Here is a 13,898-nt window from a genome sequence, read left to right as displayed (position 1 = left end):
CTATCTAATTCTCATTTAATTAGCAATCTTATATTACTACGATTTGGTTACAAAAAAAGCGAGAGTTCCCTCTCGCCTTTTTAAGCTTGTATTCACTTTATATTATCCACATTTAGAAGATCCACAATCTTTACATGTAAGACACCCTTCTTGATAGATTAAATTTTCAGAATCACAATTACTACACGTTTGCCCTTTTACTTGCGTTCCATCTGCAACAAAACGTTTTAAAGCGCGAACCACTCCATTTTTCCATGTATTTATAGACTCACTATCTAATTGTAAGCTATTAATTAAGTCTACAATTTTATCGATTGGCATACCGTGACGAAGTGTACTTGATATTAATTTAGCATAATTCCAGAATTCTGGATTGAATTTATGGGACAAGCCTTCAATAGTGGTTTTGTAACCTCTCTTGTTGTGGTATTGAAAATCGTAACGTCGCGTACCGTCGTCGTTTCTATTTTTAATAATTAAGCCCTCGTTAACCCAACGCGGAATTATCATACCATCTTCATCGTCTGTTAATCCCGTAAATACTTCGTAAGGTTTACCATCTATTTTACCAATAAACGCAATCCATTTTTCTTTATTATTTTGAAAACGTACTACGTCTGCTTCAAGAACTTGTGGGCGTTTTTTAGGGAATGTTGTTAACACATCTGTAGTTGGGTCCTCTTCTTTCTTTTCTTCATTAGAGATTAAAACTCCTGCACGAGATCCGTCGCGATATACAGTTACTCCTTTACAACCAACTTCCCAAGCTTTTAAATATAACTGCCCAACTAAGTCTTCAGAAACATCGTTTGGTAAATTTATAGTTACACTAATAGAGTGATCTACCCATTTCTGAACCGCACCTTGCATAGATACCTTACTAAGCCAATCTACATCGTTAGATGTGGCTTTGTAATACGGTGATTTAGCAATTAAAGCATCGATTTCTTCCTGAGAATAGTTTTTAGATAAATCGAAATTATTTACTTCCATCCACTGTTTAAAACGGTGGTGAAACACTACATATTCTTCCCAAGAATCCCCTACCTCATCAACAAAATCTACCCGCACATTTTTGTCGTTCGGATTTACTTTACGTCTACGTTTGTAAACCGGCATAAATACAGGTTCTATTCCTGAACTTGTCTGCGTCATTAAACTTGTAGTTCCTGTTGGCGCAATGGTTAATAAGGCTATGTTACGACGTCCGTATTCTAACATGTCGTAATACAATTTACTATCGGCTTCTTTTAAACGTTGAATAAACGGATTATCTTTTTCTAATTCAGAGTTATAAACACCAAAAGCACCACGGTCTTTTGCTGTATACACAGAAGCTCTATAGGCTTCTATAGCTAATTTTTTATGTACTTCTACAGAGAATGCATTTCCTTCTTTACTTCCGTATCTTATACCTAGAGCGGCTAACATATCGCCTTCAGCGGTGATACCAATACCTGTTCTTCTACCTTCTTCTGCTTTATGTTTAATATTTTCCCAAAGTTCTTTTTCGGTTGCTTTTACAACATCTAATTCTGGATCTGCTGCAATTTTAGCTAAAATACCATCAATTTTTTCTAATTCTAAATCGATTATATCATCCATGATACGTTGTGCAACAGCTATATGCTTACTAAATAATTCGAAATTAAAACTTGCGTCTTTAGTAAACGGATTTTCTACATAAGAAAATAAGTTGATTGCTAATAAACGGCAAGAATCGTAAGGACATAAAGGAATTTCTCCACACGGATTGGTAGATACTGTTTTATAACCAAATTCTGAATAACAATCTGGAACAGATTCATTAATTATAGTGTCCCAAAATAAAATACCTGGTTCTGCAGACTTCCATGCATTATGTACTATTTTTTTCCAAATCCCATCCGCTTGAATGGTTTTTGTAAACTTAGGATTTTTACTAAAAATTGGATATTTCTGAGTGTATTCGCCATCCGCCTTCACTGCTTTCATAAACTCATCGTCTATACGCACAGATACGTTAGCTCCGGTAACCTTACCTTGCTCTAATTTAGCATCTATAAAATCTTCTGAATCTGGATGATTTACAGAAACAGACAACATTAAAGCACCACGACGTCCGTCTTGAGCAACCTCTCTAGTAGAATTTGAGTAGCGTTCCATAAAAGGTACGATACCCGTAGATGTTAAAGCTGAATTTTTTACAGGAGACCCTTTTGGACGAATGTGAGATAAATCGTGCCCCACACCGCCACGACGTTTCATTAATTGTACCTGCTCTTGGTCTATTTTCATGATTCCTCCATAAGAATCTGATTCACCACTATTTCCTATTACAAAACAATTTGAAAGTGATGCAATTTGAAACGGGTTACCTATTCCAGCCATCGGACTACCTTGAGGAACGATGTATTTAAAATCTTTTATTAAGTCAAAAATTTCTTGTTCAGATAATGGATTTGGATAGCGAACTTCTATTCTAGCAATTTCTTTTGCTATCCTTTGGTGCATATCGTTTGGTGTTAACTCGTAAATATTTCCGTCGGAATCTTTAAGAGCGTACTTATTTAACCAAACTCTTGCTGCTAAATCGTCTCCTTTAAAGTATTTTAAAGCAGCTTCGAAAGCTTCATCTTGTGTATAGGTTTGTCTTTGAATAGGTAAGGAGTCTACTTTCATTGTCTTTTCAATTTTTGTGGTTACTAGAATAATTTTGAGACCACAAATATAGACAAGTGTTTGAAATAAATCACACTTCGGAAAACAAAAAGTTTTCAAATAATTTTCATAATAAACTTAAATACAAGGTATTAAATATTTATCAACATAAAAAAGTTAACAAATAAATCAAACTATATGGAAATGATATTTTTAGAAATCTACAACAAAACCTATACCTAAAAGCTGTCTCCACTGTACTTTAGCACCGCCTTCTCCGTACTCATCGGCTTCCTCATCTACAACAACCAATGTCTTAACGTCGTTATCGTATTTAAGATGCGATCCCAAAGTTGCTTTAATAAAGTTGTTCACTTTAAAATCCATAACAACCTCCCAATCGATATCGACATTTCCAAAGCTATTTATATAATCTGTGTACAAATTTGTCGTGCTTTTTAACACCACATTTTTTGCAACATCTAATTCGTAATAATTGGTAATTAAAATACCTAGTTCTTCTCTTACCTTTTCTCCAGGAATAAGCACATTACCTTCGTCGTCGTAAACCGCTGGTGTGACCCCAAATGCTCCTGAATTCGCTAAGTCTTCATCGAGCACAAAAGTAGATTTAAAGGTTAGAGGTGAAGCATAAAGAGAAAGGCGTTTAATATCTTTTCCATATTCCATACCACCCCCAAAAAACATATACCCTGGAGCCATGAATTTTGAAATTGGATTAGAAGTATCGGGATACGAATATCCGTTAGCAAATTGAGTTTTAAAATTTAAACGTGCAGAGTAATACCATTTAGAACCTTTGGATTTTTTATACCCCAAAGACGAATTTATCTCGAACAAGTCGTCTGTCTTTTTTAAAGGCTGACTTTCTTGCTGGTTAATACCATAACGGGTATTTAAACTGCTATTCCAAATTAAGTTTCTATAGGTATAATCTAATTTCGAGTTTCCACTAACAATTGCTGAAATAGAATTACTACCCCCAGAACTCCAGTTTATAAACGCCACTTCGTTGACATCGAGACCTACTTTATTTTTATGAACCCATTTAGGCGTTTCTGTAGGATCTTTATCTTTTTTTTTCTTTATATACAATGAGTCTGGCTGAGCGAAAACACCCTGAACCATAAAAGAAAAAAGAAAAATAACAATATACTTCATAGTAAATCAACTCAATTAAAGCCTCAAAACAAAGCTTTTATTTATTCATATTCAAAAACGCCAAATTCACTTTTTATAGTTAAGTGTTTTTGCGCAGACGCTTCTACACGTCCAATGACTTTAGCATCGACATTAAATGTCTTAGATATCGCTATAATATCTTCTGCAACCTCAGGCGATACATAAACCTCCATACGATGTCCGCAATTAAAAACCTGATACATTTCCTTCCAGTCTGTTTTAGACTGCTCCTGAATCAGTTTAAATAACGGTGGAATTGGAAATAAATTATCTTTAATGATATGAAATTCATCTACAAAATGCAGAATCTTTGTTTGAGCCCCACCAGAACAGTGAACCATCCCATGAATATCTTCTTTATTGTATTTAGAGAGTATCGCTTTTATAATCGGTGCATACGTACGTGTTGGCGACAATACTAACTTTCCTGCATCTATAGGCGAGTCTGCCACCGGATCTGTAAGTTTCATCTGTCCAGAATACACCAAATCACTAGGTACCGCTGCGTCGAAACTTTCAGGGAACTTATTAGCTAAATAATTATGGAATACATCATGTCTTGCCGATGTTAATCCGTTACTACCCATCCCGCCATTATAAGATTTCTCGTAAGTGGCCTGACCAAAAGATTCTAATCCAACAATAACATCTCCTGCTTGTATATTTGCATTATTAATAACGTCTTCACGTTTCATTCTAGCTGTAACAGTAGAATCTACAATTATAGTTCTTACTAAATCTCCCACATCGGCAGTTTCACCACCAGTAGAATGAATAGTTACACCAAATGCTTTTAAATCTTCAATTAACTCTTCAGTCCCATTAATAATAGCAGAAAGCACTTCTCCAGGAATTAAATTCTTATTTCGACCAATGGTTGAAGACAACATAATATTGTCGGTCGCTCCCACACAAAGTAAATCATCTATATTCATGATTAAAGCATCCTGAGCAATCCCTTTCCAAACCGAAATATCTCCAGTTTCTTTCCAATACATATAAGCTAACGCACTTTTGGTACCTGCTCCGTCTGCATGCATAATTAAACAATATGCTTCGTCTTGAGATAAATAATCTGGTACTATTTTACAAAATGCCTTAGGAAACAATCCTTTATCAATATTCTTTATAGCGTTATGAACATCTGATTTTGAAGCTGAAACTCCTCGTTGCGCATATCGCTTACTGACTTCTTGACTCATATGATTTTTTAATTGAAAATGATTTACAAAAGTACGCATTGTAAATTAGTTTTTTATGATAAATAACAGGAAAATCGAAGTCAAAAAAAACCTCCAGATATCTATTAAACAAAGACATTTGAAGGTTTGTAAACATTCCCCTTAATTTTTTCTAGTAAAAATCTTTATTCTAAAAGGTTAGCAAGAGATTTTTCTTCGAGTCCCTGTTGCTCTATCAAAGCTTCCTTTGTAGTATTTTCTTCTTGTGAATCAATATCTGCTTGAGAAAACACAAAAGTAGCAACTAAAAGCAACAGCACACTTACAATGAGCTGTTTCATAATTAAATTGTATAGATTAATAGCCTTGTAAATATATAAAATACACGAGCAAATTACCTCAAAACCACCTCATTACGAACAGGTTTTCGACAACACACACTTTTGACAGACAAAGCACTTTACAATGCTAGAAAATACGTCCAACATTGTAAGAATTAACTTCCTGCAAACGCTCAGTATTTTATCAAATTCCTACAAATAGCATACTTAAAATAACACAATCACATATTATTAACCTTTATCAATTCACATCTGCAATAAAACACAAAACTACAATACAGATTTAAACGTGGATTTTGCTCTAGAATTACTTTATAAACAACAACTCTCTATACTTTGTTAACGGCCACAATTCATCGTCTATTAATAGCTCTAATTTGTCGCAATGGTAACGAATCTCTCCAAGCATTGGATTTATTACATAAGAGTAATCTAAAGCTTTCTTCTCTAAATCGGTCTCATTATTTATGCTCCGTCTTGCATCAATCATTTTAGTGACTTTAGAATTTATAGATTCTATATGTCCAGAAATATCTTCTATTAAAGTTAATTGTTCTTTGGCTACTTTTTTAAACGATGCCCCGTAAATCTCTTTTAAACCTTTAACATTATCGATTAAAACATTCTGATAACGCACAGCCGTTGGTACAATATGACTTCTACAGATATCTCCTAAAACGCGACTTTCAATTTGTATGCGATGTACATAATCTTCCATCTCGATTTCGTATCGCGCTTCCGACTCTACTTTATTCATTACCCCTAAGCCATCAAACAGATCTAAAGTTTTTTTGGAAATTCTGACTTTTAGAGCTTCTGGCGTCGATTTATTATTACTTAATCCGCGTTTCTTAGCTTCAATTTCCCAAGCTTCACCGTAGCCATTCCCTTCAAAAAGAATGTTTTTAGATTTTTTAATATACTCTCGCAACACATTAAAAACAGCATCGTCCTTCTTCATCTCCTTTTCTTCGATAAGGACATCGACTTCTGCTTTAAAATCGATAAGTTGTTTTGCGACAATAGAATTTAAAATAGTCATTGGGTTAGCACAATTGGCCTTAGACCCCACGGCTCTAAATTCAAATTTATTTCCTGTAAACGCAAAGGGCGAAGTTCTGTTCCTATCGGTATTATCTAACATAATTTCAGGAATTTTACCGACCACGTTTAACTTAAGTTCCGTTTTTTCCTCTGGAGATAATTTCCCACTCGTTACATTTTTAAGCTCACTTAACACCTTTGTTAATTGTGCACCAATAAATACAGAAATAATTGCTGGAGGTGCTTCATTTGCTCCTAAGCGATGATCGTTACTGGCCGATGCGATTACAGCACGCAGTAACTCCTCATTATCATTAACCGCTTTAATGGTATTTATAAAAAATGTAAGAAACTGAAGGTTGCTCATTGGTGTTTTCCCAGGCCCCAAAAGATTTACTCCTGTATCTGTACTTAAACTCCAGTTGTTATGTTTTCCTGAGCCATTTACACCAGCAAAAGGCTTCTCATGAAACAACACTTTAAAATTATGTCGCTCGGCAGTTTTGTGCATTAAATCCATTAACAAGGAGTTATGGTCTACTGCCAAATTAGCTTCCTCAAATATAGGAGCTAACTCAAACTGATTGGGAGCCACCTCATTATGACGCGTTTTTACAGGTATCCCTAGCAACATACACTCATGTTCTAAGTCGCGCATAAACGACATAGCACGGTTTGGAATAGTCCCAAAATAGTGATCTTCCAATTGTTGTCCTTTTGCAGACGAGTGCCCTAATAACGTACGCCCCGTTGCCACAATATCTGGTCTAGAGGCCACCAAAGCCTTATCTATTAAAAAGTATTCTTGCTCCCAACCTAGAGATGCGTTAACTTTTTTTACATTTTTATCGAAGTACTTACACACAGCTACAGCAGCACTATCTACCGCTTGCAAAGCTCTTAAAAGTGGTGTTTTATAATCTAAAGCCTCCCCGGTATAAGACACAAATACAGTAGGAATACATAAAGTTGTACCGTAAATAAATGCGGGCGATGTAGGATCCCACGCAGTATAGCCACGCGCTTCAAACATATTTCTAATGCCGCCATTAGGAAAACTAGAAGCATCAGGTTCTTGTTGTACTAATTCCCCTCCGCCAAAACGTTCTATAGCCGCTCCACCACCAATGGTTTCAAAAAAGGCATCGTGTTTTTCGGCAGTCGCTCCTGTTAGTGGCTGGAACCAATGGGTATAATGTGTGGCACCTTTAGAAATCGCCCATTCTTTCATCCCGGTAGAAATATGATCGGCAATTAATCGATCTATTTTAGACCCTTTTAGAATGGCATCCATAACCTCATTATACGCTGTAGTTGTTAGATACTGACGCATAGCAGTTTCATTAAACACATTCGCTCCAAAGACACTAGAGCGTCTATCCTTCTCCTCTATATACACAGGAGCCCGATCTAAAGTTTGTTTTAAGGCATGAAATCGTAGTATAGCCATTTTATTCAATTTTTATTACAAATATAAAAATTATAAGTCGGGTTTTTAAGCAAAAAACAAATACCCCTAAAAAAGATAGGGTATAACTAATAATTTCATAAAAATTACGAATCCACCCCACTATTTAACATGGTTACTGAAAATTTAATATTATATTTGTTTCTGACATTATTAACTATTATTAAAAAAATATGGCTAAGATTAAATTAGAGTACATCTGGTTAGATGGATACTTTCCAACTCAAAACTTGAGAAGTAAAACAAAAGTAGAAGAGCATGAAGATTTTAAAGGAACTTTAGAAGAGATCGGAAACTGGTCTTTTGATGGATCTTCAACACGACAAGCTGAAGGAGGTTCTTCTGACTGTCTATTAGTCCCAGTCGCAATTTATCCAGATCCAGACCGTATTAATGGATGGTTAATTATGACTGAAGTTATGAATGCTGATGGAACTCCACACGTATCTAACGGTAGAGCTACAATTGATGATGATGATAATGATTTCTGGTTTGGTTTTGAGCAAGAATATTTCATCATGGATAATAAAACACAGAAACCTTTAGGATTCCCTATCGGTGGTTATCCTGCTCCTCAAGGAATGTATTACTGTTCTGTAGGTGGCAAAAACACTCACGGAAGAGACTTCGTTGAAGAACATGCAGATTTATGTATCGAAGCTGGTTTAAACTTTGAAGGAATTAACCAAGAGGTTGCTTCTGGACAATGGGAATACCAATTATTCGCTAAAGGTGCTAAGAAAGCTGGAGATGAAATTTGGATTTCAAGATACTTATTAGACCGTTTAACAGAAAAGTACGGATACTACATAGAATACCACCCAAAACCATTAGGTAAGGATATGGACTGGAATGGTTCAGGTATGCACGCTAACTTCTCTAACAGTATTTTAAGAACATGTGGAGATAAAGAAGTTTACGCAGCAATCTGTGAAGCTTTTAGACCAAGAGTAAAAGAACATATTGATGTTTACGGTGAGTTTAACGACCAACGTTTAACAGGTTTACACGAAACAGCAGCTATTACAGATTTCTCTTGGGGAATTTCAGATAGAGGAGCTTCAATTCGTATTCCATTAATTGTAGTCGAAAAAGGCTGGAAAGGATGGTTAGAAGATAGACGTCCTGCTTCAAACGCAGATCCATACAAAATTGCCGCTGAAATTGTAACAACAGTGAAAGGCGCTAAAATATAATTTTTAAGTTAATTATTTATTTTAAAAAAGTCATCTAAATCTTTAGATGGCTTTTTTTTATGCTGTATACTTCATCCAAAAGAAATTATTCTTTCACACATAAAGTACTCCCCTACTATTTAAATTGCTTTAGAGCTTATATCATCAAGAACAGTACGCCTTCTGTATTAATATCTCAAAACGAATTCCATAATAGTAAATAGTAATCATAAAATGTCCTTACATAAAAAATGGCTAAATGTATTTACAATGTTAGAATACACTCCCCACACCATCCGTTTTTGGCCGTTTAAGCAACACAAACCCGAAGTATAATATATAACGTGAAGTTAGTAAGCACACGGATTACACCTTATTACTGTACAATTAATTAAAGAGGAAGACAGTAGTATTAATTTTAACTAGCAGACCGAAGAATTATTCACTAAAAGTTGAAAAGATAAATACAACATAAGAGATAAAGATTATCGCTCCTTTTAATCGGCCTAACTCAAATCGCTTTGGCAAGAATACTAAAGGAATTAGAATCCCAGAGAACCCTAACATCCAGAAAATATCGTTAGTTAAAATCATGGCGTTATTCACCATTATAGGCTGTATCATAGATGTTATTCCTAACACACAGGCAATATTAAAAATGTTAGAACCTATTAAATTCCCTAAGGAAATTGCTTTTTCTTTCTTAAGAGCAGCAATAACAGAAGCAGCTAATTCCGGCACACTTGTACCAATAGCAACCATAGTAACAGATATAACACGCTCACTAACACCTAAAGACGTTGCCATGTCTATAGCGCCTCTAACCAGCCATTCACTTCCAAAATAAAGCGATGCGCCACCGATTAATAACCAAATAAATATTTTAAAATTTGACGTCTGCTGTAAACTATCGTCAACTTCATCTACAGCCGAATCGTCTTTAGCAGAATTTCTTATTAATACCACCAAGAACACCACCAACGACGTCATTAAAGCCGCTCCTTCCCAAAAATCTAAAACTAATCCACTTTTTAAGAAAAAATAAAGCACAACCGATAATAGCATCATCACCGGCCAATTTAATTTATAAAAACCTTTATCTATTACTAAAGGCGAAATCATAGCCGTGATTCCTAATACCAATCCAATATTGGCGATATTAGAGCCAATTACATTTCCTAAAGCAATATCAGGAGCTCCATCTAGCGCCGCTTGTAAACTTACTAAAAGTTCCGGAGCAGATGTCGCGAAAGACACCACCGTCATACCAATTACTAATTTGGAGATTTTTAGTTTAAAGGATAATGCTACAGAAGAACGCACTAAGAACTCTCCTCCCACTACCAATAATAACAATCCTAAAATAACCCAAACTATACTCATCGTCTTCTAATTTTATGCGAATATAACACAGAAATACTAATTACATAAATGGTTATTCTAATTCAGTTAATTTTAAAATCAATATCATTAAAACTGAAAAAATAGTTATAAAACTATAGATATAGTTTTGTAACTACAAAAATAGTTATATATTTGATTCATCTACTAGCAAAACGAAAACAGGATGCAAAAACTAACAAATAAAGAAGAAGAGATTATGCATATTTTATGGACGCTTGAAAAAGCCTTTGTAAAAGATGTTCTTAATGAAATCAAAACAGACAAGCCTCACTACAACACGCTATCTACTATTATCCGGAATCTAGAAGAAAAAGGCTACGTTGGTTATACTGCTTTCGGTAAAACGCACCAATACTTTCCTATAATAACTAAAGAAGCATACAGAAAGCGATTTATGAGTTCTGCTATCGAAAATTATTTTAATAGCTCGTATAAAAACGTAGTGTCGTTTTTTGCTAAGGAGGAAAAAATTAGTGTAGATGATTTAAAAGAGATTATTAAAGTGATAGAGCAAAGCAAATAGATATGGAATATTTAATAAAAGCATCGGCCGTGATTTGCATCTTTTATAGTTGCTATATCCTCCTACTACAAAAAGAAACTTTTTTTTCGGCCAATCGCTGGTTTTTACTTTTCGGACTAATAATTTCGGCTCTACTACCTTTTATAGTCATCCCCGTTTACATAAATCAAGTCCCTCAAACTTTAGATTTAAGTCAGTTTACAACTGTAGAGCCAACTTCACACACCTCCAGCTTATCTTGGACAACAATCGCAAGTGTAATCTATATTATAGGTGTTGTGTTTTTTCTAATTCGATTTATAATTGAATGCCTATCGCTAAACCTTTTTATGAAATCTCAGAATATAAAATCAGAAGGTGGTTTTAATATTTCTGAAACCACTCAAGACACTCCTCCGTTTTCATTCTTTAAAACCATTGTTTATAATCCGAGTCAGTTTACAGACACTGAACTCACACATATTATAAATCACGAAAAAGTACATGCTAGCGATTATCATTCTGTAGATATTTTAATTTCAAAATTAGCAACTATTGTGTTTTGGTGCAATCCATTTATTTGGTTGTACAAAAAGGCACTCATTCAGAATTTAGAATTTATAGCCGATTATAAATCAGTACAGCAAACGCATTCAACAAAAACATATCAAAACGTATTACTTAAATCATCAGTGCTTACTCATCAAATGCCACTGACAACTAATTTTTATAATTCATTAATCAAAAAACGAATCCTTATGTTAAACACATCAAAATCGAAACCCATCCGTGTATTAAAATACGTGGTAATCGCACCCTTACTTTTAGCTTTTTTAATGAGCTTCAATACAAAAACAGTTTACAAAACTGACAACGCCACCTCAGCCATTTCAAATATAGATGACACTGAAATTATCGGATTAATTACAAAAGATCATAGCGAAGAACAATTAAATGCCATGATTTCAACTTTCGAAGCGCAACACATTACTCTAATCATAAAAAACGTAAAGCGAAATACTTCAAACGAAATAAAATCCATCTCTATTGAAGCCAAATCTAAAGACCAAAAAGTAAACTATAATATAGATTCAGAAGCTCCTATTGCACCCATAAAAATTTCTTACAGCAACACTACAAACACATTATCTATTGGTAAATCTGAGACTAGCTCAGATATCGTCTTTACCTCATCTAAAAACGCCAAAAACGTGAACACGAGCAACAATAGCGGACTTGTTATTAATACCTCCGATGGTTCTGGTAGTTTTGTTCTTAAAAGACTAACAGAGGATAATACCGATAAAAATGTGATGTTTATTAGCGAGGACGGAAAAACTACACATGTAACAACTTCAAAGGAACACATAAGCCCAGATATTACACCTGAAACCGAGGAGACATCTTTTATCGACACTGATGCTATCTACGCTAAACCCACAGAACAAAACAAAGAAAATCAAGCAATTAACACTACAACAGACCCTATTTATATTTTAGACGGAAAAGAAATAACTAAAACAGAGTTGAACGCGATAAATCCAGAATCTATCGATCATATAAACGTTTTAAAAGGCAAAAAAGCGGAAGAAAAATATGGAGAGAAAGGAAAGCATGGCGTTGTTGAAATTACAACAAAAACCGATACAGTAAACAGTGACAGCTCGAAACAAAGCTCGGAAATAAAAGTTATTGGCCCCAGCAAAGTAGGCTCTCCCTTAATTATTGTAGACGGCAATGAAATGTCTGAGGGAGACATGAAAAAAATAAATCCAGATACTATTGAAAGTATGAATGTGTTAAAAGATGAATCGGCAACTAAAAAATATGGAGACAAGGCCAAAAATGGAGCTATAGAAATTACATTGATAAAATAATCGCATAGATTTAAATGTATTATTAGAATTAGACCTCACGCGTTTTTAAAACGGTGAGGTCTTTTTTATGACCAGTATAGTAATAGTAATAGTAATCAAAATGACACAAATTATATAAAACCAATTTTCTAATTTAAGATATCGTATTATATTTGAACTATGGAAATATACAACCCCAAAGAATGGTTGAAAGCCGTATTTTACCTACACAAGTCAGATACGCTTATTAAACTTTATCCCTATTTAATAATAACAGCAATTTATTCAGGCGCGATTGCTTTTTACGAACTTGAGTACTTAAACTTATCAGCTAAAAGTTGGGTAAAAAATATCACTATTGTTCACAGTCTCTTAGGTTTTGCGTTATCACTCGTTTTGGTTTTTAGAACAAATACGGCTTACGACAGATGGTGGGAAGCCCGGAAGCAATGGGGCGCATTAACTAATGTAAGTAGAAATTTAGCCTTAAAACTTAATGGCCTTCTGGAAGAAGAAGATGCGGCAGTTCGTCACTTTTACAGAAAAGCTATCCCGATGTATTCACAAAGCTTATTTGCATTTTTAAGATCGGATTACACAACCTATATGTTAGACGATCATGAACACCCTGAATTAGGTGATGCTTTTAGCACAAAAAAACATGGTCCAAATCAGGTTGCCGCCTTAATTTTTAAGAAGACAAACTTGCTATATAAAGAAGGAAAGATTTCAGGAGAACAATTTTTACTTCTTAATAACGAACTAGAGGGCTTAACTAATATTTGTGGCGCCTGCGAACGTATTAAAAACACACCTATTCCGCATTCTTACAGCTCGTTTATTAAAAAATTTATTGCCCTTTTTGTCGCTACACTTCCAATAGGCTATGTGTTTTCCTTAGGCTATTTTGTTATTGTTGCCGTCCCTTTTATTTTATATATTTTAGCCTCTTTAGAATTAATTGCCGAAGCTAATGAAGATCCTTTTGGGTTGGATTACGACGATCTACCCATCGAAAAAATGGCAGACAATATGAAAAAACATACACACGAATTATTACATCCGTAAATAAAACGATACTGTT

Annotated in this window: 10 protein-coding genes; 4 read left to right on the top strand and 6 right to left on the bottom strand. The window is 34.6% G+C overall.

Going from position 1 to position 13,898, the window contains the following annotated elements; translation table 11 throughout:
* Nucleotides 1-102: 102 nt before the first annotated feature.
* The 5 genes from AC0UBM_RS09855 to AC0UBM_RS09835 all read right to left on the bottom strand — a co-directional run bounded on the left by AC0UBM_RS09855 (nt 103) and on the right by AC0UBM_RS09835 (nt 7,859).
* Nucleotides 103-2,661 carry an adenosylcobalamin-dependent ribonucleoside-diphosphate reductase gene (locus tag AC0UBM_RS09855; protein ID WP_434035270.1) on the bottom strand — a complete coding sequence of 853 codons (2,559 nt, stop codon included), beginning with the start codon at nt 2,659-2,661 and terminating at the stop codon, nt 103-105.
* A gap of 192 nt (nt 2,662-2,853) precedes the next feature.
* Entirely contained in the window at nt 2,854-3,822 is a 969-nt protein-coding gene (locus AC0UBM_RS09850) for a DUF3078 domain-containing protein (protein ID WP_414036021.1), read from the bottom strand.
* 41 nt (nt 3,823-3,863) lie between these two features.
* Complete coding sequence (locus tag AC0UBM_RS09845) at nt 3,864-5,045, bottom strand: AIR synthase related protein (protein ID WP_475688519.1); 1,182 nt, start codon at nt 5,043-5,045, stop codon at nt 3,864-3,866.
* Between the two features lie 164 nt (nt 5,046-5,209).
* The gene (locus AC0UBM_RS09840; RefSeq protein ID WP_414036022.1) at nt 5,210-5,365 is read right to left on the bottom strand and encodes a hypothetical protein; all 156 of its coding nucleotides are present in this window, start codon (nt 5,363-5,365) and stop codon (nt 5,210-5,212) included.
* A gap of 307 nt (nt 5,366-5,672) precedes the next feature.
* Complete coding sequence (locus AC0UBM_RS09835; protein ID WP_414036023.1) at nt 5,673-7,859, bottom strand: glutamine synthetase III family protein; 2,187 nt, start codon at nt 7,857-7,859, stop codon at nt 5,673-5,675.
* Nucleotides 7,860-8,050: 191 nt separating this feature from the next.
* Here AC0UBM_RS09835 and AC0UBM_RS09830 point away from each other — a divergent pair, with 191 nt between their 5' ends.
* Nucleotides 8,051-9,073 carry a glutamine synthetase beta-grasp domain-containing protein gene (locus AC0UBM_RS09830; RefSeq protein WP_414036024.1) on the top strand — a complete coding sequence of 341 codons (1,023 nt, stop codon included), beginning with the start codon at nt 8,051-8,053 and terminating at the stop codon, nt 9,071-9,073.
* A gap of 417 nt (nt 9,074-9,490) precedes the next feature.
* Here AC0UBM_RS09830 and AC0UBM_RS09825 read toward each other — a convergent pair whose 3' ends face one another.
* Entirely contained in the window at nt 9,491-10,435 is a 945-nt protein-coding gene (locus tag AC0UBM_RS09825) for a calcium/sodium antiporter (protein WP_434035268.1), read from the bottom strand.
* A 184-nt stretch (nt 10,436-10,619) separates the two neighbouring features.
* Here AC0UBM_RS09825 and AC0UBM_RS09820 point away from each other — a divergent pair, with 184 nt between their 5' ends.
* From AC0UBM_RS09820 to AC0UBM_RS09810, 3 genes are all read left to right on the top strand, one after another.
* Entirely contained in the window at nt 10,620-10,979 is a 360-nt protein-coding gene (locus tag AC0UBM_RS09820) for a BlaI/MecI/CopY family transcriptional regulator (RefSeq protein WP_414036026.1), read from the top strand.
* A gap of 2 nt (nt 10,980-10,981) precedes the next feature.
* Nucleotides 10,982-12,835, top strand: coding sequence for a M56 family metallopeptidase (locus AC0UBM_RS09815; RefSeq protein ID WP_475688485.1), 1,854 nt, complete (start codon nt 10,982-10,984; stop codon nt 12,833-12,835).
* A gap of 159 nt (nt 12,836-12,994) precedes the next feature.
* Nucleotides 12,995-13,882 (top strand): bestrophin family protein, encoded by an 888-nt coding sequence (locus tag AC0UBM_RS09810; RefSeq protein ID WP_434035266.1) that lies wholly within the window; start codon nt 12,995-12,997, stop codon nt 13,880-13,882.
* Nucleotides 13,883-13,898: the final 16 nt, after the last annotated feature.

Source organism: Formosa sp. F44 (genome assembly GCF_056238645.1).
Note: the sequence above shows the minus strand (reverse complement) of the source record. Positions and strands in the feature narration are given on the sequence as shown.

Coding starts and splice junctions, on each gene's coding strand:
- AC0UBM_RS09855 (WP_434035270.1), bottom strand. CDS start 2,661: ATGAAAGTAGACTCCTTACCTATTCAAAGACAAACCTATACACAAGAT.
- AC0UBM_RS09850 (WP_414036021.1), bottom strand. CDS start 3,822: ATGAAGTATATTGTTATTTTTCTTTTTTCTTTTATGGTTCAGGGTGTT.
- AC0UBM_RS09845 (WP_475688519.1), bottom strand. CDS start 5,045: ATGAGTCAAGAAGTCAGTAAGCGATATGCGCAACGAGGAGTTTCAGCT.
- AC0UBM_RS09840 (WP_414036022.1), bottom strand. CDS start 5,365: ATGAAACAGCTCATTGTAAGTGTGCTGTTGCTTTTAGTTGCTACTTTT.
- AC0UBM_RS09835 (WP_414036023.1), bottom strand. CDS start 7,859: ATGGCTATACTACGATTTCATGCCTTAAAACAAACTTTAGATCGGGCT.
- AC0UBM_RS09830 (WP_414036024.1), top strand. CDS start 8,051: ATGGCTAAGATTAAATTAGAGTACATCTGGTTAGATGGATACTTTCCA.
- AC0UBM_RS09825 (WP_434035268.1), bottom strand. CDS start 10,435: ATGAGTATAGTTTGGGTTATTTTAGGATTGTTATTATTGGTAGTGGGA.
- AC0UBM_RS09820 (WP_414036026.1), top strand. CDS start 10,620: ATGCAAAAACTAACAAATAAAGAAGAAGAGATTATGCATATTTTATGG.
- AC0UBM_RS09815 (WP_475688485.1), top strand. CDS start 10,982: ATGGAATATTTAATAAAAGCATCGGCCGTGATTTGCATCTTTTATAGT.
- AC0UBM_RS09810 (WP_434035266.1), top strand. CDS start 12,995: ATGGAAATATACAACCCCAAAGAATGGTTGAAAGCCGTATTTTACCTA.